The organism is Paraburkholderia sp. BL23I1N1 (genome assembly GCF_003610295.1).
In the GTDB taxonomy this organism is placed as follows: domain Bacteria; phylum Pseudomonadota; class Gammaproteobacteria; order Burkholderiales; family Burkholderiaceae; genus Paraburkholderia.
Genome location: NZ_RAPV01000001.1, coordinates 4,205,264 through 4,226,156 on the forward strand (window position 1 = coordinate 4,205,264; position 20,893 = coordinate 4,226,156).

16 protein-coding genes and 1 pseudogene are annotated in these 20,893 nt (G+C 55.9%); 14 read left to right on the plus strand and 3 right to left on the minus strand.

Going from position 1 to position 20,893, the window contains the following annotated elements:
* Positions 1–425 precede the first annotated feature (425 nt).
* On the minus strand, positions 426–581 hold the full coding sequence (locus B0G76_RS19660) for a DUF3309 family protein (protein ID WP_120294053.1): 156 nt from the start codon (positions 579–581) through the stop codon (positions 426–428).
* Between the two features lie 977 nt (positions 582–1,558).
* On the opposite strand from B0G76_RS19660, the gene B0G76_RS19670 reads away from it, so the two are divergent.
* From B0G76_RS19670 to B0G76_RS19730, 14 genes and pseudogenes are all read left to right on the plus strand, one after another.
* A complete protein-coding gene (locus tag B0G76_RS19670; RefSeq protein WP_120296559.1) occupies positions 1,559–2,938 on the plus strand; it encodes an undecaprenyl-phosphate glucose phosphotransferase in 1,380 nt (459 codons plus the stop codon).
* A 22-nt stretch (positions 2,939–2,960) separates the two neighbouring features.
* A pseudogene (locus B0G76_RS19675) lies at positions 2,961–5,340 on the plus strand (YjbH domain-containing protein).
* A gap of 19 nt (positions 5,341–5,359) precedes the next feature.
* Positions 5,360–6,094, plus strand: a complete 735-nt coding sequence (locus tag B0G76_RS19680) for a carboxypeptidase regulatory-like domain-containing protein (RefSeq protein ID WP_120294055.1) — start codon at positions 5,360–5,362, stop codon at positions 6,092–6,094.
* 171 nt (positions 6,095–6,265) lie between these two features.
* Complete coding sequence (locus B0G76_RS19685; RefSeq protein WP_120294056.1) at positions 6,266–7,435, plus strand: polysaccharide biosynthesis/export family protein; 1,170 nt, start codon at positions 6,266–6,268, stop codon at positions 7,433–7,435.
* Positions 7,432–7,914: a low molecular weight protein-tyrosine-phosphatase gene (locus B0G76_RS19690; protein WP_120294057.1), complete on the plus strand. Its 483-nt coding sequence runs from the start codon at positions 7,432–7,434 to the stop codon at positions 7,912–7,914. The genes B0G76_RS19685 and B0G76_RS19690 overlap by 4 nt, the downstream gene beginning before the upstream one ends.
* Positions 7,911–10,142 (plus strand): polysaccharide biosynthesis tyrosine autokinase, encoded by a 2,232-nt coding sequence (locus B0G76_RS19695; protein WP_120294058.1) that lies wholly within the window; start codon positions 7,911–7,913, stop codon positions 10,140–10,142. The genes B0G76_RS19690 and B0G76_RS19695 overlap by 4 nt, the downstream gene beginning before the upstream one ends.
* A gap of 40 nt (positions 10,143–10,182) precedes the next feature.
* A complete protein-coding gene (locus B0G76_RS42935; protein WP_183082097.1) occupies positions 10,183–11,487 on the plus strand; it encodes a lipopolysaccharide biosynthesis protein in 1,305 nt (434 codons plus the stop codon).
* Positions 11,484–12,737 carry an EpsG family protein gene (locus B0G76_RS19705; protein ID WP_183082098.1) on the plus strand — a complete coding sequence of 418 codons (1,254 nt, stop codon included), beginning with the start codon at positions 11,484–11,486 and terminating at the stop codon, positions 12,735–12,737. Before B0G76_RS42935 ends, B0G76_RS19705 begins: the two co-directional genes overlap by 4 nt.
* Before the next feature lie 16 nt (positions 12,738–12,753).
* Positions 12,754–13,944 (plus strand): sialidase family protein, encoded by a 1,191-nt coding sequence (locus B0G76_RS19710; RefSeq protein WP_259460644.1) that lies wholly within the window; start codon positions 12,754–12,756, stop codon positions 13,942–13,944.
* Positions 13,945–13,989: 45 nt separating this feature from the next.
* Positions 13,990–15,039 carry a capsular biosynthesis protein gene (locus B0G76_RS19715; RefSeq protein ID WP_259460645.1) on the plus strand — a complete coding sequence of 350 codons (1,050 nt, stop codon included), beginning with the start codon at positions 13,990–13,992 and terminating at the stop codon, positions 15,037–15,039.
* Positions 15,039–15,272 carry a hypothetical protein gene (locus B0G76_RS43895; protein WP_259460847.1) on the plus strand — a complete coding sequence of 78 codons (234 nt, stop codon included), beginning with the start codon at positions 15,039–15,041 and terminating at the stop codon, positions 15,270–15,272. Before B0G76_RS19715 ends, B0G76_RS43895 begins: the two co-directional genes overlap by 1 nt.
* On the plus strand, positions 15,269–16,078 hold the full coding sequence (locus tag B0G76_RS19720) for a glycosyltransferase (RefSeq protein WP_120294061.1): 810 nt from the start codon (positions 15,269–15,271) through the stop codon (positions 16,076–16,078). Before B0G76_RS43895 ends, B0G76_RS19720 begins: the two co-directional genes overlap by 4 nt.
* Before the next feature lie 149 nt (positions 16,079–16,227).
* Positions 16,228–17,073 carry a 3-deoxy-8-phosphooctulonate synthase gene (kdsA, locus tag B0G76_RS19725; protein ID WP_120296563.1) on the plus strand — a complete coding sequence of 282 codons (846 nt, stop codon included), beginning with the start codon at positions 16,228–16,230 and terminating at the stop codon, positions 17,071–17,073.
* Positions 17,074–17,477: 404 nt separating this feature from the next.
* Positions 17,478–18,566: a glycosyltransferase gene (locus tag B0G76_RS19730; RefSeq protein ID WP_259460646.1), complete on the plus strand. Its 1,089-nt coding sequence runs from the start codon at positions 17,478–17,480 to the stop codon at positions 18,564–18,566.
* 114 nt (positions 18,567–18,680) lie between these two features.
* Here the strand turns inward: B0G76_RS19730 and B0G76_RS19735 are convergent, their stop codons facing one another.
* Entirely contained in the window at positions 18,681–18,881 is a 201-nt protein-coding gene (locus tag B0G76_RS19735) for a hypothetical protein (RefSeq protein ID WP_259460647.1), read from the minus strand.
* Between the two features lie 353 nt (positions 18,882–19,234).
* Positions 19,235–20,887, minus strand: coding sequence for an MFS transporter (locus tag B0G76_RS19740; protein WP_120296565.1), 1,653 nt, complete (start codon positions 20,885–20,887; stop codon positions 19,235–19,237).
* Between the last annotated feature and the right edge of the window lie 6 nt (positions 20,888–20,893).

The window sequence follows — 20,893 nt, forward strand, 5'->3', positions numbered from 1 at the left end:
AGATATGGCAATTTTCGCGGGCTAGGGGAGTTAGTTTTACGCGCCGTTTTGTACAGTGCAAGTGAAAAGCGCGTGCGCCGTCGCGTGGCTTTCTGCTGACGAGCGGAGGGCGAGATCGAGGTGCGTTGCGATGTCGAACACGCGGCCGCCGGGGTAGGCAGGGCCGCGCGGAATGATCTTCAGGTGAACTGCTTATGTGGCAAGAGGTTGATGGACCAAGAGGCTAATGGACCAAGAGGCTAATGGAAAATGAGGTACAGGATAACCAGTACGATCAACGGGACGCCAAGAAGCCAGCCAAGAAGGTAAGGCATGATGTGATCTCCTTTCGTATCGACGTTTGAATACGAGGGTGATTCAGCATCCGGTGTGCCTGGATGGTATTCACCCGTATTCAGGGGGCACTTTTCCAGTGTGTTCTTCGGCTATATCACGCCGGCGACGACCAGAACAATCACGACGATCACAATGATGCCGATACTGCTGGTCGGTGCGTAACCCCATGAACGACTATGTGGCCACGTCGGAAATGCACCGATGAGGAGAAGGATCAGCACAATCAGAAGAATAGTTCCCAACATATTAAAACCTCCGCTTGAGTTGACAGAACCTGCCTGTCACGACAGCCATGCAGCGCGCGATTGGGCGCGCTTGCGACAAGGCAGTATCGATGCCTTGGTTCAGCAAGCCATGTACCCAAATTCGAACGTCCGGTGCGAATTGTTTGAAACGGCCGTCCGTCTCGATGCGCGTGTTGTTCTGGTTCGTCACAAGCGGGGCGGTTCGACCGCTATCCCAAGACCTGCTTCTACTGCCTTAACGCACTTCTCCACACGGACTTCTTCGGCGTTTTAGAGCGCTGCAGAGACCTCGCCTCTGTTCCTGATCGAGCGTGGCCGTTACGCGCGACGTTACGTAACGAGCACGTTACCGGACACGGTTTCGCGTTTTATTTTCCGGCCTTCTGAAGGGCCGCGTCGAAGAAAAAACGTATACCCGACAATGGTTTGCCCCATATGTTCAGAGTAATTGTGAAAAAAATCTAACGATTGGCACGCTTGCTGCTTTAAAGGTTGCGCAGCACACAACACAGACAACACAAGCAGTAAGTGGTTTTGAAGTTCGAGTCAACGACTGGCCTGGTCGGGGGTTATCAGGTCAGTCACCTCAACGCACATGCGATCTGATCTTTTGTTCGGATCTCTTCGTGGCGGCGTTTTGCCTGAGGACCCAGGTTAGACGGGTGCGAGCGGCTTGCAGTCCATCCCCCAACGTTGTTCAGGAACGTCCAGCCGTCTGGCTTTGCGCTGGATGAGTGAAGTCCGGATTGCTTTGCTTTGCATTGCGCGCCTCTTCGCGTGCCGGGGCAGTGTTGTGGCGTGAAGAGCGTGGTGGTTGAAGAGCGAGATGAAGAGCGAGATGAAGTGCGAGATGAAGTGCGAGAGACATGAGCCGCTAAAGCGAACATAAGTTGAGCAGCTCGACAAGCACGTTTGGCGTGAGAGACCAGCGCGGGATAAGAATGGATACAGCGAATTTTGAGCTGCAAAGAAGAACGATTCCGGGGTTGCAGAGCCTGATCGCGCGCTCGGTCGACGTGATGCTTGTCGTCCTTGGGGCGTTGGCTGCATCGCAAGTGCGATTTGAAGATATTACGCAAAGCCGTATCGATACCGCGTTCGTTGCGTTTGCAGCGGCTTTTACGCTGGTTCTATTCCCCGTTTTCGGCGTCTACGCCTCATGGCGCGGGCGGGCAATGTTGCGCATGGCCGGCCAGGTATCGCTGGCGTGGTTCGTGGTGCAAGGCTGTGGTCTCGTGTTGATGTTCTCGCTGCATCGCACGGATTTCATCTCGCGTCTCTGGTTTGCCTATTGGATGGCAATGACGGGCGGCGCGCTGATTGTTTCGCGTCTGGCTGTGCACGCCGTGCTCGCACGCGTTCGCCACGCAGGGATGAATCTTCGCCGGGTTGCAGTGGTGGGATGTGGGTCGCATTGCCATCAGGTCGTGCGCAATATCGAGGGCTGCACAGCTAGCGGATTTCGCGCGGTGGCGGCCTTTGATGTGCGGCCGGTGATGGGCACGATCGGTTCGGGTGTACCGGTGTACGACGATATCGCCAAGTTCGCCGCCTACGTGAGGTCACACGATGTGCAGGAGTTGTGGCTCGCTTTGCCGCTCTCCGAGGAGCGCACGATCTCGCGCTTTGTGGCTGAGTTTCGCGACGATCTCGTGAACGTGCGTTTTGTACCGGATATGCGCAGCGTTGCGCTGTTCGACAGCGGCATGATCGATCTGATCGGTATGCCGGCAATCAACCTGGTTGCGTCGCCGGTGCCAGCTCGCGCGCTGGTGAAGAAAGAGATCTTTGATCGCGCATTCGCTGCTTGCGCACTGGTTGCGCTTGCTCCGGTGCTGATCGCGATTGCGGTTGCCGTGAAGCTGTCTTCGCGTGGACCGGTGTTTTTCACGCAGAAGCGCAAGGGTGCGGATGGACGCATCTTCAAGATCTACAAGTTCCGCTCGATGCGTCCCCACGCCGTCGAAACCGGCGTGGTGAAGCAGGCTACGCGAGGGGATCCGCGTATTACACGAGTGGGTGCGTTTCTCCGGCGCACCAGCCTGGATGAGTTGCCGCAGTTCTTCAATGTACTGCGCGGCGATATGTCGGTAGTAGGGCCGCGGCCTCATGCGATTGAACACGACGAGCTTTATCAGAAAGTGGTGAACGGCTACATCCATCGGTACCGGATCAAGCCGGGGATCACAGGATGGGCGCAGATCAACGGATTCAGAGGAGAGACAGACCAGATCGAGAAGATGCAAGGACGCGTCGAACACGATCTGTACTACCTGCGCAACTGGTCATTTGGGCTCGACATGCGGATTGTCGTGGCGACGATAGCGAAGGGCCTGGTTCATAGCAACGCGTACTGACACCTGCACATAATAAAAACACATGGCCATGAAATTACGCGGACAAGTACTCCGATCGGCACCGAACGCGCTTGCGCTTGCTGCGGCTTTAGCGTTCGCTGCTTCGGCACAAGCGGCCGACCCTGCGCTGAATGCGCTCGGGCAGGCGGGCGGTTTGGTGATTCCGTACGCGTTTGCACTACCCGAAGGGACGGTGGAGGCGCAGTACAACAACTACATTGATCCGCGCTACGGAAAGAAAGCGACGGATGCGCAGATGTATTGGGGGGCAGTGGGTTTGCTGCCTTATGTCGAGGTGTCCGGTGGGCTTGCCAATTACCCGGCCAATGTCCCGGCACCATTCAGCAATGCAGACCACTTTTTGTTTCGTCACCTGATGGGCGACGTCAAGCTCGAAGTGCCGAAGTTCTTCAAGTATCAGCCGAGTATTGCATTCGGTGTGACCGACATTGGCGGCCAGACGCATTTCTTCCGTTCGAAATACGGTGTGGTGTCGCAAGCATTTGGACCTGTGACGCTGACGGCTGGCTACGGCCAGGGAGATCGCCTCGATGGTTTGTTCGGCGGCGCACAAGTCTCGCTATGGAACACGGGGTTGTCGTTGCTCGCGGAAGACGATTCGAAGACGCCGTATGCCGGTGTGCGTTATCAGTCTCCGCGGGTTAGCTGGCTAGCGGATGCGAACGTGATTGGCACGGTCATGCGGTCGATCCGCTCAACGGATGGTGTATCGCCGCGTACGTCGTTCTCGGTGGGCATTCAGATCCCGCTGGGCAAACGCTTTAGCGGTGCGCGTTGTGCAACCGGCTTGTGCGAGGGCCCGCAAGTGCCGGCCGCCCAAACCGCGAATGCCGACGACGATGGCCCGATCCGTCTCGCCAGCCTGCAACCGCTGGACACACGCGCCCTCGCTGGCAACAACAACGCGCTGGCCGCCGCGCCGATTACGTATGTGCCGCCACTGCAGTCGTATGCGTCTGCGATGCTGAGTGACGTGACGGCCGCCAGGTCGTCAGATGCGCAGTCTCCCGCCATTCCGGAAGCGCTGGATACCTCTGCGCTCGACGAGATTGCCGCGCAACTGTTTGCCGCCGGCCTCGAGCGTGTGCGTGTGGGGATGAGCGGTCGCGATCTGGTGGTCGAGTACGAGAACCATCGCTACAACCAGAACGAAGCCGACGCACTCGGCATTGTGCTTGGCGTGGCGAGCGTGAATGCACCGCATGGCACCGCCAGGATTCACGTGGTTATCAAGAAGGCCAATGAGCCGTTGGGCGAAATCATTGTCGATCGTGATGCATTTGCGCAGTTCGTTGAAGGCGGCGCGCCGGCGGCCGCAAGCGCGTCAATGACGATGCGCACGCGTCCGACCTACGACGCGGATTCGATCGCATGGCATGGCAATGAGCACACGCATGGACTGACGCGTATCCAGATCGAGCCGATTGTCAGCTACCTGTACGGCACCGAGTACGGCAATTTCGACATCTCGCTCGGCGCCAACATTGAAGGGTTCGTGCCGCTTTGGCGTGGCGCGGAGTTGTACGCGAGCTATATCGCTCCGATCTACAACACGAAGAACATGGACCAAGGCCGCGTGTTTAGCGATTACCGCTTGCGTGGCGGCCTGAATGCAGTTGCATTGGCTCAAAGCTTCTGGATCGTGCCGCAGGTGTTCAACGTGGCATCGGTCGGCAAGTTCGATTACTCGTATGTCGGCGTGCAGAACGAAACAACCGTGTTCGTGCCGGGGCGCCCCGATCTGATTCGCCTGCGACTCGCCTATCTGCACCATGAGCCGGGTCATGACCAGTTGCCGAGCGAAAAGAATGCCGAGCTGACTTACCGTTGGGTGCAACCGTCCTGGAAGCTCTGGATCGAAGCGGGGCGTGGCGCGCTTTGTCGGCGGCGACAAGGGGCCGGTCGCAACGCTGACGCGCTGGTTCGACGACGTATCGGTGAGTGTGCACGGCGAGCATAGCGGGCAGGGCACGTTTGTGGGCGCCGCAATCAGCTTCCCGCTCACATTGCGCCAGGGGATGAAACCCGGGATCAGCCAGGTGTATGGCTCCGAAGAATTCGGGCTGGATTTCCGCACGCGGGTGGGATCGACAAATTACCTGACGGCCAATGCGGACCAGAACATGAGCTTCCCGTATAGCACGCAGCAGTACCTGTTGAATCAGGGCCGCTTTAGCGGCGAGTACTTCTCAACTCAGCTCTACCGGATGCGTGATGCGTATCTGCGTTACGGGCGGCCTGGTAATGACGGAACGAAGCCGAAGCCGCAAGTAAGTGTGCCTGCTGTATCGACGGGCGCCGCGCTTTCACATGGCGTCTGCGGCAACGGTTTGCAGGGTGTAAGCGACGGAAAGGCGTTGGTGCCGGTCAATTGTGAATGACTTTCTCTGGAGATAGGCGATGAAGCTTCTAAACGGCGCCACGCTGCGCACGCTGCAGTTCGGATCGATGGTGCTTGCGACCAGTGCGCTGGTTGCATGCGGTGGCGGGTCCAGTAGCGGTAGTTCGCCGGGTGCGACGGTGAGCGGTACTGCCGCTGTCGGCGCGGCGCTGGCTAACGCGAGTATCACGCTGGCTTGCAAGAACGGTTCGGGTAGCGCAACGGCTAATTCCAATGGTGCGTATTCGGCGACGTTCGCGTTTGACGGCCCTTGCACGATTACGGCGACTGGCGGCGCAGTCACGATTCACTCGCTTGCGGCCGGCGCGGGTACGTACAACGTGACGCCGCTGACGGAATTGTTGTTGGACTACATCGCGGGGCAGTTGGGTACGACCGTTAGCGGGTTGCTCGCGGGGATTACTTCCAACGCGTCGTATCAGAACGCGCTGTCGAATAGCACGGTGATTGCGAATGCTCAGGCGGCCGTCGCGAAGCTGATCAAGGACACGTACGGGATCACGCTTTCTTCCTCGTCGTTCCTGACGGTTTCGTTTACGCCGGGCGCTCCGGGTGCAGATGCGGACCTGGACACGTTGCAGACGGCTGGGGCAATTACGAGTAACGGGCAACCGGCGGCTTCGTTGGTTACGGCGGCGCAAGCGGCTGGGGCGGCAGCGCCGATTGGGAGTGGGGGGAGTGGGGCGACCGGTGGGACGGGGGGAAGTGGCGGGACAGGGACGACGGCGAAGTAGTGAAGAAAGGGACGAGGGGGCGCAATTGCCGCACCCTCGTTCAGTGGGATGAAGCGTTTTTCGAAGTGGCAGCGGTTGAGAGTAGGTACCGATCCAACAGAAGTAGAGGCGGTCCGACCCATTTAGAGTCTTTAAAAAAATTAGGAACGTGTGCGTCATACGAGGGAAACAATGTCAATCAAGGACGGATATTCGCGCGGCGTCGCCGCTACCTTAAAAGAAAAAGCAACGCGTGCAGTGATGCTTGTGATCCTGGGCTCCACACTGGCGGGATGTGCCGCTGCGCCGGGCATGAGAATGCGACCGGCTCCGACAATCGCGGCGGCGCCCGCGGGTCCTAATGAGCCTGAGCAGCAATTCCCCGTTCCGCTGACCAGTATCGACCTGGCATTGATCGCGAAGCTTCGCCAGACCAACACGAACTCGAATGGCGAACTTGCGCCTCTGGAAGCGGCGGCGGGGTCGTACAGGATTGGAATCGGCGACGTACTGCAAATCACCGTTTGGGATCACCCGGAGATCGCTGCCGCGCTGGGCGCGCAGCCTACCTCAACGACTCGCTCCGCCGATGCGCCTTCGGGTTTCGTCGTCGACGACAAAGGCGACCTGGTTTTTCCTTTCGCGGGAAAGATCCACGTGGCGGGTTCTCGTCCGGACGAGGTACAAGCCGTTCTCGCGCGATCCTTCGAAAAATCTTTTCGTGATCCTCAAGTAACGGTTCGCATTGCGTCGTTCCGGTCGCAGCGTGTCTACATCGAAGGCGAAGTGCATGCCCCGGGCACACAGGTGATCAACGACATCCCAATGAATCTGAACGATGCCATTAGCCGCGCAGGTGGCTTTGCTGCGACAGCAGACCAGGGGCACGTCGAGCTACAGCGAAATTCCATTCACTACACCATCGATATGTCCGGAACGCGCGTCGCGACTTCGGATCTGGCGAAGATTGTGCTGCGCAACGGAGACGTCTTGCGTATTCCGCCGCGCGACGAGTTTGGCGTGTTCGTCATGGGAGAAGTCAACAGGCCAGTGACTGCCGTTCCCAAGACCACCGGCGCATTGACCTTGAGCGAGGCTTTGTCGCAGGCCGGCAGTCTGAGTTCGACATCGGCCGATGCGGGTCAGGTGTATGTGATCCGCGGATCGCTCGACGGCAAACCGGAGGTGTTCCATCTGGACGCCAGTTCTCCCGTGGCAATGGTGCTGGCAAACGAATTTCCGCTGAAATCGAAAGACATTGTTTATGTGGACGGGAATGGCCTGGTTCGCTTCAGCCGCGTGCTAAGCCTGCTGCTTCCTGCGCTTAATGCAGGTCTGACCGCGGCGATTGTGACCAAATGATCAAACACATTCTTGTCGTCTGCGAAGGGAATATCTGCAGAAGTCCGATGGCCGCAGCCTTCTTGCGGTCGCAACTTCGCGACGTGGTAGTGACGTCGGCCGGACTTAACGCCCTTCTTGGCAGTCCTTCACCGGACTGCGCTCGCCAGGTCATGCGCGAGCGAGGCTTACCGATCGACAGTCACAAAGCACAGCAGATCACGGACGCTGTCTGCACGAACGCCGAACTGATTCTGGTGATGGATAACGTTCAACGCCGCGAGGTGGAGAAGAGATTCCCGTTCGCGAAGGGCAAGGTTTTCCGGGTCGGTGAACGTGGTGACTTCGATATCGACGATCCATACCGCCAAGGGCGATCCGGATTTGAGCACTGCGCTCAAACAATAGAAACAGGAATTTCGGACTGGGTGAAACGCCTGAATATGATCGCAGGCGGATCTGGTACGCGTCCCGCCACCGTTGATAAGAGTCGCTCATGAATCTCATAGACACGCCACCGATGGAAGCCGTAGCGGAAGACGAAAACCGCGAGTTTTTCGATGTTCTCGACACCCTGCTCGAGAACCGCAAGATGATTGCGCTCGTTACCGCGCTGTTCCTGATCGCCGGGATCGCGTTCGCAATACTTGCGAGGCCGGTGTACGAAGCCCGGATCATGGTCCAGGTCGAGGATAGTCCCGACGCGTCGGCCGCCAAAAGTCTCCTGGGCGACATATCGTCCATATTCGATGTCAAGTCCAGCGCCGCGGCCGAGACACAAATTTTGTCCTCCGACCTTGTGGTGACTCGCACGGTCAATAACCTTCGGCTTTACATTCAGGCGGAGCCGATACGCTTTCCATTAATTGGCGATTTCATCGCACGGCATACCGATGGCCTCAGCACGCCTGGAATCTTCGGGTTCGGTGGCTATGCATGGGGTGATGAAAGCGTCGATGTGCCGCTGTTCAATGTCCCGAAGCGTCTGCTGGACAAGAAGTTTACATTGACCATCTTGCCGTCGGGGCGCTTTAGCATTGACGCCTGGGCGTTGGACAAGCGGCTGGAAGGTGTGGTCGGCGTCACGCAGCACGTTCGGACCGCGCAGGGTGACTTCGACATTCTCGTTGCGCGAGTGGCAGCGAATGCGGGTACGGCGTTCTCGTTGATTCGCACGTCGCCCGTCGAGGCCGTCTCCGATCTGCAAAAGATCCTCGACGCTGAGGAGAAGGTCAAGACGTCGGATGTGGTTGTCGCCACGTTGCGCGGCAATGACCCGGTTCTCGTGGCGAAGACGCTCAATGAAATCGGCACGCAGTACATCAAGCAGAACGTCGAGCGTAAATCTGCTGAAGCGGCACAGTCTCTCGACTTTTTAAGGTCTCAGTTGCCGCAGTTAAAAGATCAACTCCGAGATGCCGAGTCGAAGCTCACGAAACTGCGTGATCAACACAAAACCGTCGACCTCACTGAGGAAGCCAAGTTGGCCCTCGCTCAGTCGGCCGATGCGAAAACACGGCTATTGGAGCTCCAGGCGAAGCGTCAGGAGCTGGTTTCACGGTTTGCCGATACGCACCCAAGCGTGATCGCAATTGATGCTCAGATTGCATCGCTATCGTCATATCGGGGTGACGCAGACGTTCAACTGCGAAAGTTGCCCGAACTGCAACAAGACCTGGTTCGTCTCATGCTGGACGTCAAGGTCGATACCGACTTGTATACGGGGCTGTTGGGCAATATGCAGCAGCTCGACCTGGTTCGGGCCGGCAAGGTGGGGAACGTCCGTCTGGTGGATGTCTCTGAGGTTCCGGAGATTCCTGTCTCCCCCAAGAAGCCCCTCGTGATCATCATTGCATTCACTTTCGGTTTGCTGGTGAGTTGCGGGATCGCAATTGGACGGTCGATGCTTTTCCGTGGAATCACGGATGCCAACGACATTGAGCGCCGCCTCGGATTGGCAGTTCATGCAATTGTTCCATTGAGCCAACAGCAAAAGCGCGTCTCCTTCTTGTCAAAGAAGAGCGGAGAGTCGGAAGACTTGCTGAGCGTCGTGTTCCCCAACGACCCTGCGATTGAAAGCCTTAGGAGTCTTCGGACGGCAACGCAGTTTTCGATGCTCGATGCAAAAAACAATGTACTTCTGGTCGCAGGACCGGCACCGCATGTCGGAAAGAGTTTCATCGCAAGCAATCTTGCTGCTGTGCTAGCGGCAGGCGGCCAAAGAACACTGCTCATTGATGGCGATATACGCAAGGGACGACTGAGCGATGTGTTTCATGTTAGCCGCGAACGAGGTTTGTCCGAGTTGATATTAGGATCCACTGACATTAGCGATGCTATCCATCAAAACGTTATTCCCGGACTGGATCTGATCACCACCGGAACCCTTCCGCCGAATCCGTCTGAGCTCTTGCTGAGTAAGCGGCTTTCTCAGTTGATCCAAAAGTTGAGTGGGCTCTATGACATCGTATTGATCGATTCGGCGCCGGTGCTAGCCGTCACCGACTCGACGACGCTTGGTGCATTCGCAGGTACCGTATTGCTAGTTGCATACTCGGGCACGACAAAGCTCGGGGAGCTTGCAGAGTCGAGGAAACGTCTGACTCAAAGCGGGATTCGCGTGAATGGCGTGATTTTCAACGGTGTCAATCCGCAACTCGGCCGGTACGGCTATGGCTCGCGTTACGGCAACTATCGCTACACCGCGTACGAATACGGGGCGAAATAGTGTGTTCATGCGATGTTCCACCGCATCCTCGAGTGTGCGAATGATCAAGCTTAAAGATTCTGCTATTTCGCTGGTCGGGGTGATGGCGGGCCAGGTTACGTTCTTTGCCTGCGTGACCTTCCTGGGGCGCCAGTACGGGCCGTCGCCGCTTGGGCATTTCAACGCGTTACTGGCAATCGGTACGCTCGCTGGCACATTATTGGCGATGCGCTATGAACTCGCATGTGTGTCGGACAACGCGGCGATGTCATTCGATGCGCTTGTCCATGCGCTCGCGGTGGCATCTGTCACGACGATAGTAGGTGCGACCGCTGTAGTGCTGTGGGGACATTACGCCTACTGGAATGTGTGCCTATTCGCTCTCGCCTACTTCATACAGACGATAGTTGGGCATTATTTCAACAGCCTGAGGCAATATGCATTGATTGCCCTGTCGCGCGTGCTGGTCAACCCGGTGTTTGCGGCTTACCTCGCTTTTGCACAGCACCTCCACGGCGGCTTCGACGTATTTTCCTGGTATGCAATTCTGAATGCCGTCGCGGCCGTGTGTTTCCTTAGCGGAGTATTTCTTCATGGGGCAAAGCGCGGGTACCTCCGCCGACCCAGATTGGAGTTTTTCAGAGAACACGTCCGCTACGCGAAGTTCATTCTGCCTTCAACCTTGTGTTCGTCGGTTTTGCTTTACGCGCTATCCATCGCGATTCCTGCCTGGTACTCAACCGAGCAGGCCGGCTACTTCGCCGCCGCTTATCGATTCGGTTTTTTTCCAGTTTCGCTCATCGGGCAGAGCATCGGAGGAGTATTCCGGCGCGATGCCATTCAAGCTGTCTCTGAGAGTCAGCAAACCAGCGCGTTGAAATACGTATTCGCTTTCTATGCGCGCTGGTTGTTAGTGATCGCTTCATGCTACGCAATTTTTGGCAGCCTTCTGTTTGGTTCCGTTATCAACATCGTGTTCGGCGGTAAATGGGATGGCGCCGTGGCGTTCTTCTACATCATGCTTCCCTTATTCGTCTTGCAAACGATGTATGTGCCGCTATCGCAAATATTTTTGGTAACCAGGAAGCAGTTTCTGGATTTCTCAATCCAACTCGGTCTTGCCGCAAGCCTGCTGAGCACATTGTTTCTGGTGCATCTGTTCAAAATGCCAGTTCAGAAGGCCGTTGCCGATTTTTCGATGGTTGCTTCGGCGGGCTCGCTGGTCGCAATCATTCTGGTTGTCAGGGCTGCGGGTTTCGAAATCAACCCAGCCAATATCTTCGGGCTACAGAGCGGCATGCGTGGCGAACGTGGTGCCATCAGGTTGCATCTCCCGGGCGCTGTGAGCGAGGAAAAAAACCAATGAATAATTCGACTGTAAATTCAAAGGCCACGGACTCTGTACTTTTGCCCTGGATAAACGGGAAGGGCGCCGCATGGGTGGTGGTGCTCAGCATTGTGATTTTGAGTGGATTGTTCCCGTTCGCTTCGTTTTACCTGTTGTTGCTGCTAGTGACATTGCTGTCTAGCGCACATTCTCCTGTACGTGTAATCGTGTGTCTGCTCTGTATCAGCTCGATCATTGTGTTCGGTCCGCTAATCGCGTTGAAGCTTCCCATCAACAACGGTGGGAATGACAAGATCCAATACCTGGATTTCATGCGGACCATGGATGCGTCTGGGCTGGCCTACTATCTCTCGACGCAGCCTGAGGTACTGTCATTTTCGACAATGTACCTGGCATACGTATTGTTCGGGCCGACCGACCTCGCATTTTTATTCATATTCATTATTTCCTATTCCCTGCTGCTGTACGCCGTCTGGAAGATCGAATATCGCGCGCTGCCGCTTTTTATTTTGCTGATCACTTCGTCTGGGGCCTTCTATTCGTCTTATGCGAACGTGATAAGGCAGGCCATGGCATTTCCGTTCATGTTTCTATTCCTCACCGCTGATCGACCCCGATGCAGGATGCTTTTTCTGACACTTTCCAGTCTCGCTCATTTACCAAGTTTTCTCATTATGGCGCCGTATACCGCCTATCGATATTTCAAGAAATGGGCGGTGCTGGGTGCCATCCTGGTGGCAGTTGTGGTCTTTGCGGTTTCTAAATATAACCTTAACGCACTCAGTGCACTGAGTGGAGACGATGGCGGCTATGTCTCCAAGAAAGTTGGACTGTACAGCACGTGGGATGAATATAGCGTGGTACTTGTTGCGCTTGCGGCGCTCGCCCTTTTCGCTGTGAACAACTACTTGTGGCTACGTTCGAAGAAGAATGACGCGAGAAAGAAAGAGCAGTCACATAGCAGAGAGACAAGGGAGCTGCTGATAGCGTCGAACTTTGCCTTCATTTCGCTGATGGCAACCTACAATCTCTCTAAAGTTTTTGAAAGAGTTTATATCTATTTCTTCATTCTCTCCATTGCCTACCTGGCTGTTCTACTTGCCCGGATGCGGCCGGGTCCGAGTAAGGCGATCATCATTCTTGCCGGGATCGCCTATTCAATATATGGATTCTTCAAAAATCTTTTCATTGCGGAATTATTGTTTGCGGGTGATCCGTTCGGGTTTCTGACATCCAGTTTTCTGGAGCTGTACCGCAGTTTCATTTGAAATTGGATATTTAATAATGCTTCACGTCACGGGGCAAAAAATGACGGACCGGCTGAGAAATTGGTTGCGCACGGGAATCATATTGGTCTTGCTAGCGCAAGCTGGCCAGGTCGGTTTGGCACTGGCGCAATCGAATACCTATCGTGTACCCGGAGTGGTGATCGCTCACAGCTATGCCAGAACTGGGATCTACCTCGGCTCACCCTCCCTGGTCATATTGGGAGATGGGACGCTTGCGATGTCGCACGACACGTTCGGCCCCAACTCCAAAGCAAACGCGGAAGAGGTATTTAATTCTCACGATGGAGGAAGAAGCTGGTCCAAGGTCGCCACAGTCGGCGATCAATATTATTCGTCACTGTTTGTCCATCGAGGCGCGCTTTATTTGCTCGGTACATCGAAGCTTCTCGGCGTTGCAGTGATTCGCCGTTCGGCTGATGGCGGCAAGACCTGGTCCGATGCTCGCGACGCCGGAAGCGGCGTTCTGGCGACAGACGGCAAGTATTTTTCTTCCGCGTTGCCGGTTGTCACGGCTCGGGGCAGATTGTGGAAGGCAATTGAGGTGATCGACCACGCTGGAATCATCGTGAAAATGATGTCCGCTGACGTGAACGGTGATCTCCTTAACGCATCAAGTTGGACTTTCTCGAATGGACTGACACCCGATAAGAATTGGCTCGACGGAAAATTCGGAGGCTGGTTAGAAGGCAATGCTGTGGCAATGCCGAGTGGCGCCGTCGTGGACGTATTGCGGGTTTACTACAATTTTCTGCCGGAGAAGGCAGCAATTGTCTCGTCGAGTGACGACGGGTCACACATTAGCTTTGATCCGGAGCACGGATTCGTTGACCTTCCGGGAGGAGGCAAGAAATTCACGATTCGCTATGACCCGTCCACGAAGCTGTATTGGTCACTAACGAACGCCGTGCTTCCCGGTAGTTACAACGGAAATAACCTGGAGCGGGCGCGCAACACGCTTGCACTCGTGTCGTCAACCGATCTGCGCAACTGGAAAGTTCGACGTGTCGTTCTTCACAATGACGACGCCGACAAGCACGGCTTCCAGTACGTCGATTGGGTGTTTGACAAACACGACATCGCCGCGGTGGTTCGGACCGCTTTTGACGACGACGATGGCGGCGCACATTCCCAGCACGATTCCAATTTCATCACCTTCCTGCGAGTGCCCAATTTTGCAAGCAATTGATTGCCAGTGTCTTGGTGCCGTGCCGGCCATTGTGGACCAATCCGCATGTCCACGCGCCAGGCGACCAGCTTGCGTTGGATGCCGCCTGGTTTGAATTTATCTCGTTACTGGAGCCGTTTTATGATCCTGGTTCTTGTCGATTCGATGGAGCGATACAGTTTCTTCCGTCGCCTCATCAGCCCTATACAAAGTGAAGCTCGATTCCTGTTCGTGACAACCGAGCCGCTTGCTCATCTTCTATTGATCGCCAGAGGTTTCCGGTCGGTATACGTCAACCGGAGACAATCAGTTGCGGACAAGTATATGGAAGAAGCCGAAGCGACGAATTTTCGACGAAGTATCGAAATCCTGAGCGGTTGCCTTTCGGAAGATCGGGCGAAGAAGGACGCCGCATCGGTAATGGGGAGAATCCTTCAAATTCTTTCTGAACATGAGATCGAAGCCTGTTTGCTCTGGAATGGCCAGCAATTGGCTGGTCGCGTGCTGACCTACCTGTGCAACATTCATGGAATCCGCAGAAGGGTCATGGAAATCTCCAATCTTCCAAACAAGCTTTTTGTGGATTCGCAGGGCGTGAATGCACTTTCAACTATTGGAGGCAATCCTTCGATACTTGATGCTCTGACAATGCCGGACGAGCAAAAGCATGTCGACTGGTTGGCGGAGTACGAGCATTACAAGGCATCCCCACTGCCGCAATCGACTGTTACGTTTTCGAAAAAGGCTAAGCGCCTGGTCAATTACGCGCTCAAGTATCCGTTTGGCGGTGCCTGCCGCACCGAGTTTTCACAGGTGCGTAGACGTGGTCGGGGGAAAACCATGTTCGTCACAGGACCTTGTTCGTTGGAAGAACTGAAGCAGCGACGTTATATGTTTCTGCCGCTTCAAGTTTCTAGTGACACGCAAATAAAGCTGCATTCGGATGTCGACAACATCGAGGCGATTCGTATTGCAGCCGGGAAGGCTAAGGACGCGGCGCTCCGGTTGGCCGTTAAGATCCACCCTGCCGAGACGGATGTGCGTGCTATCAACGAAATCGTGTCGATGCAAAAAATTCCGAATTCGAGATCGTTACGCTTCCCACAATCGACCTGATTCGATATGCCGATGAAGTGGTAACGATAAATTCGACGGTTGGATTGGAGGCACTTCTGTACGGGAAACGGGTAACGTGCCTTGGCCGTTGTTTCTATGTGAACTTCGACAGACCGAGGCTTCTGAAGTATATCCATGGGTACCTGACCGATGGTATCGACTACTTTGGTGGAGGACATATATCTGCTCGTGCGGCCCGCAGTGTGTGTGGTTTGTTGGAGAAATCATCATGAACAAGTGTGCCGTACTTATTCCTCACTACAACGACCCCACAGGGCTCAATGAATCTCTCCGGTCCATCACGCCGGATGAACGCCTGTGCGTTTTCGTTGTGGACGATGGAAGCAACATCAAGCCTGACGAAATGAAGGCGAGGGATGCCTACAGCGGCGAGCTGAAGTTTGTCTATTTACCGTCGAATCAAGGCATAGATCACGCTCTGAACGCTGGCCTGGATCATATTGGACAATCCTATGCCTTTATCGCCCGGCTAGATTGCGGGGACACGTGCGCGAAAGATCGGTTCTCAAGGCAGATTGAATATCTGGAGGCGCATCCTTTTGTGATGCTCGTCGGCAGCGCTGTGACCTTCGTCACGGAAGAGGGCGAAATATCCTTCACGCTGCGTCTGCCAGCGACCAGCGATCTAATTCGCCGGGCAATGTTTTCGAATTGTGCGTTCATTCATCCAACAGTCATGTGGCGGTCGTCTGTAATGAGCGAGATCGGGTTTTACCCGACCACGTATCCGGCTGCAGAAGATTACGCGCTGTTCTGGAAATTCGTGGAACGTTATAGAACGGCGAACTTGCCTGAGGTGCTGGTGTTTTCAAAGCTTTCACCGAATGGTATTTCGGCACGCAGGCGGGCCGTGCAGCTCAGATCCCGGCTGCGACTGCAACGAGAGCATTTGACTTTGAATATCGCTTCGCTACTGGGCGTCGCGAAGACCTTGACGCTGATGTTGATCCCGCGCGATATCGTCACGACTATCAAGAGATTCCGACTTGGAAAAGACGTACTGAACGACGTAGCCTGACGACGCGGGTCGTTTCATCGACACATGAATGTTGTCTTCCCGTGTGATGGCGTGCTCGAGGCAACGCGGCTGGATGATCATCGCTTTTAAATTGAAGTCCGTAACACGCGCTTCGCGACAATTTTGTAATCAGGATAGTCAAGAACATGATGCATACCAGAATCAGCGATAAGGTTAGAGCAGGAAATGACCTCCCCTTCGTTTTGTTTGGCGGATTGAATGTAATAGAAACGTTGGATCTCTCCCTTCGTACGTGTGAACACTTCGTCAAAGTGACGAAGAGGCTGAACGTTCCGTTTGTCTTTAAGGCTTCCTTCGACAAGGCGAATCGTTCGTCGATCCATTCCTATCGAGGCGTAGGTTTGCACGCAGGTCTGGAAATTCTGGCTGCGATAAAAGCCCGCTTTGATGTGCCCGTGGTTACCGACGTACACGAGATCGAGCAGGCGTCTTGCGTAGCGGAGATAGCGGACGTGTTACAGGTCCCGGCTTTCCTTGCGCGCCAAACGGACCTGTTGATCGCTATTGCCAGGACGGGGCGGGCAATTAACGTGAAGAAGCCGCAGTTCATGAGCCCGGCGCAGATCAGGCACGTCGCCAATAAATGTGTCGAGGCGGGTAACGACCAGATCATTCTTTGCGAGCGTGGCAGCTCGTTTGGATATGACAATCTCGTGGTCGATATGCTCGGATTTCGCCAGATGGCAGAAGCATCCGGCGGGCACCCCGTGATATTTGACGTTACTCATAGCTTGCAATGCCGAGATGCACTGGCATCTGCGTCTGGTGGCCGTCGGCGGCAGGTTCTAGACTTGGCGCGAGCAGGTATGGCGGTGGGTATTGCGGGCCTGTTTCTCGAAGCACATCCGGATCCGGATTCCGCTCGTTGCGATGGGCCGAGCGCGCTGCCGCTGGCGCTGCTTGAGCCGTTCCTTGCGCAGGTCAAGGCAGTCGATGATCTGGTTAAATGCCTGCCGGTCTTGGAAATCCATTAAAGCCCGATCATCGCTTGCAGTGAGCGTAAAGGGACCCCGCGCAGAGAGCGGAAGGTTATGACTTTGTTAATCTCGAGGGTGTCGTTACGGGACGTAACGTAACGAGTCTCTCTCGCAGTGGGAGCGCTTACTGACTGCTCTGCCGCAGAAAGCGTGCTCCGCGTTGTCGTGCTGCGCGAAAACGGTGTCTTACGTCATTGCTGATACACGTCCTTTTGTTGGCATGTTTGCTGCTTAAACATTGTCGGCATGTACTGCGCACAAATGTTATTCGAAGTTAAACGGAGCAGAGGTTCGCAGGCCGTGCTGCCGACCGGAGCATTCACCGGATGACCCCGAAGAGGGACCCGGCGTGGTTGTGACCAGTAAATAAATCAAAGACCAGTTCTTTAACAAAATAAAACTTGGGGTTCGGGATGAAAATTGCTCATGTCGTCGAGACATGGATCGGCGGGGTTGCCAACTATGTCACCTCGCTGATCGTCGAGCAGCGCGCGCGTGGTCATGAGGTCGTCTTGATCTGCGATCCAGGAAATATCCCGAACCTGCCACTAGCACTGGACGGCGTCACTGTCGCCAACTACGAGTCGAGCCGCAATCCGCTGCGCTTCGTTCGAATTGCGCGTCGGGTGAAGAAACTGGTCGATGAGATCAACGCGGACATCGTGCACTGCCATAGTTCGTATCCTGGTGTGTATGTCCGACTGCATCGTATGCACGGGCAAAAAATTCTGTACACGCCGCATGCGTGGTCTTTCATGAAGAAGGACATTTCCCGCTTCACTGCGCTTGGTTTCGCGCTTGTCGAACGTCTGCTTGCACATCGAACAAACCGGATTCTCTGCATGTCTTTCGATGAAGTGAGAGCGGCGAGAAGGTACGGCATCGACATGGACAAGATCGAGCTTCTCTATACCGGCATTTCATCTGAAGCAGCGCGCGAGCAGAATGCTCTCAGCGGCCAGCCGCTTGCGACAACCGCGCGACCCATTCAGGTGGGGTATTTTGGCCGTCTCGATTATCAAAAAGGCTTCGACGTTGTAGTCGATGCCGTTTCAATGTTGAACGAAGACATCCACGTTCACGTGTTTGGTGTCAGTGTGAGAGGCGGCGTCGACGCGCGCGGGCACGAATCACGTATGACGCATCATGGCTGGATGGATCCTGGGGGCGCTCGCCGGGCGATGCAGCAGATGGACGTAATCGTCGTGCCTTCGCGTTGGGAAGGCCTCGCGTTGGTGCCGATCGAAGCAATGCGCGCCGGCAAGGTTCTGGTGGTTTCGTGCGAAAGCTCTCTGCCAGAACAGGTGATTCATGGCTACAACGGTGTAATCCTGCGAGAACTGACGGGCGAATGTCTGGCCCGTGAGCTGAATGCACTGTCGATTGATGAATGCCGCCGGATGGGGCAGAACTCGCGTCATGTGTTCGATCATGCTTTCGGCGCGGACAAGTTCTTTAAGACTTTGATGACTTGCTACGAAAACGCTTGACGATTTTGACCGCAGCAGATATTCCGTATGCGGGAATATATTTCGATTTAAGCGCCGTGTGAGCAGTGCCGGCATGCCGTCGGCACACCGTGACTTCGGGAACCGGCATGTCGTTTATCGACTTTCCGCCTCAAACCGATCCAACTCCCCAAGCAAATTCTCGATCTGGAACATCTGCAATTGGTTCAGGGGGAATTCATCCTGTATGCGTTGCAGCCGTTTTCGCCAATAAGCCGGCGACAGCACAGGTTCACCACGAAAGGCGCGCAGCGACGGCGCCATTACACGCGCGACGTGCGCGATGTCTTCATCCATTGTCATGCAAGAGCCCCGAAAGACCTCGATGTTTAGCTTTGGTTTTTTTATGTGCGCGCTTTTGGTGAGAACAAGTTCTTAGTGGCTGCGCAAACGTCGAGGCTCATAGTAAGAAATCAGAATCTTCGGGTCAAGGTTTTCGACTGAATTTCGTATGAACGGTTCTTCGAATCTGCCTTAATTTGCGGGCTATTTCGATCGTGGCCGGATTCCAAGGTGTAGCTTGGCGGCATCTCCGATGTGAGTGCATTTACCACGAGATCGCTTCTCGAGACACGTGTCAAACCGCACAAGTGAGTGCCTCCAAACCTCAAGACGCAGGCAGAAAAACGGAGGCCCGACCATAAAACCCCTCAAAGCGCCTCCCCCCGCGGCGGAAGCGCATCAGCTTGCGCCGCTCCGCCGCCAGCCAGCAACTCCGCTTCCGGATAACTAATCCGCACCGGCGGCACAAACCACGCAAGACACAACCCAATCAACGCCGCCGCGCCCGCCACCAGAATGCCAATATGAATCGACTGCACGAGCGCATCCCGTGCGGAATTCATCATCGCATCGCCCGCGTGCCCGGCGCTCACCAGACGATTGATCAATGCCGCCTGCTCCGCGCGGTCCACCAGCAGCTCGGGGCTCGCAAACGATTTGAACCACTGCGTCGCCTGGTACGAGGTAAGCGACCGATGCACACCCTGCGTATAAAGATGCCCAAGCAACGCACCAGTAATCACTGTGCCGAGCATCCCACCGAACGTACGCAGCGATTGCAGCAGCGCAGTCGCCGCGCCGAGCTGGTCGCGCGCAACGATCTGCTGCGAACACACCGTCAGGCTGGTCGCCACCAGACCGAGCCCGAGACCGCTGACGCCCATGCACGACATCCACACCAGGTGCGGCTCGGTCCCTCTGAGCACGATCACGCTCAGACACGCCAGCGCGGACAGCGCGAAACCGACATACATGATGCCGTTCGCGCGGCGAATCCGTGTGACGATACGATTGTTCACCACGCTGCCAACCGTCGTGCCGAGCAGCAGCGGCGTGATCAGCATGCCGGAGTCGTGCGCGGACATCGCATAGCCGCCCTGAAACAGCAGCGGCACATAAAACACCAGCGAAAACAGCGCGAAACCGCCAAGCACCGACATCGCGAAGAGTGCGGAGAGCTTGCGGTCCAACAGCATATCCACCGGCACGATCGGATGCGCAATGCGCCGCTCCCATAGCCACAATATCAGTGCAAAACTCGCCGCTACGACGGCCAGCAGGATTGTCATCGTGTCGACGCCGTGCTTCGGAAGTAGCTCGATCAATAATTGCAGCGCGCCGAACGTGACTGCGATCACAAACGCGCCAAGCCAGTCGAGTCGCACGGGGCCCTTTTGCCGCAAGTGACGCAGCGGCGGCAAAAAGCGCTGCACGAACAGGAGCGATACGACGCCGACCGGCACGTTGACGAAGAACACGAGCCGCCAGCCGCCGTATTGGGTGAGCATGCCGCCGAGCGTCGGCCCGACCATGTTGGCAACCCCGAACGCGGACGTGACGAACACGAGCCAGCGTAGCCGCAGCTTCGGGTTGGGGAACAGATCGGCGACGGTGGCGAACACCGTGCCGATCAGTATGCCGCCGCCTATCCCCTGCAAACCGCGTGAAATCACGAGAAATAGCATGCTGGTGGCGAACCCGCACAATACCGACGCGCCGGTAAACAGCAGAATCGCGGCGACCAGAAATGGCTTGCGGCCGAACAGATCACCCAGCCGTCCAAAGATCGGAATGGTGATCACTGAAGCCAGCATGTAAGCCGTCGCGACCCACGCGTACAGATCGAAGCCCTTCAGATCGGCGACGATTCGCGGTAGCGCGGTACCGACAATGGTCTGATCGAGCGCGACCAGCATCGAGACGAAGGCGATGCCGAGCATCGCCAATAGCGACTCGCGAAACGGCAGGAGCTGTCCGTTGGGGGGAGGGAGAGGCAGAGGCGCGTCGAGACCGGGCGTCATGACCAT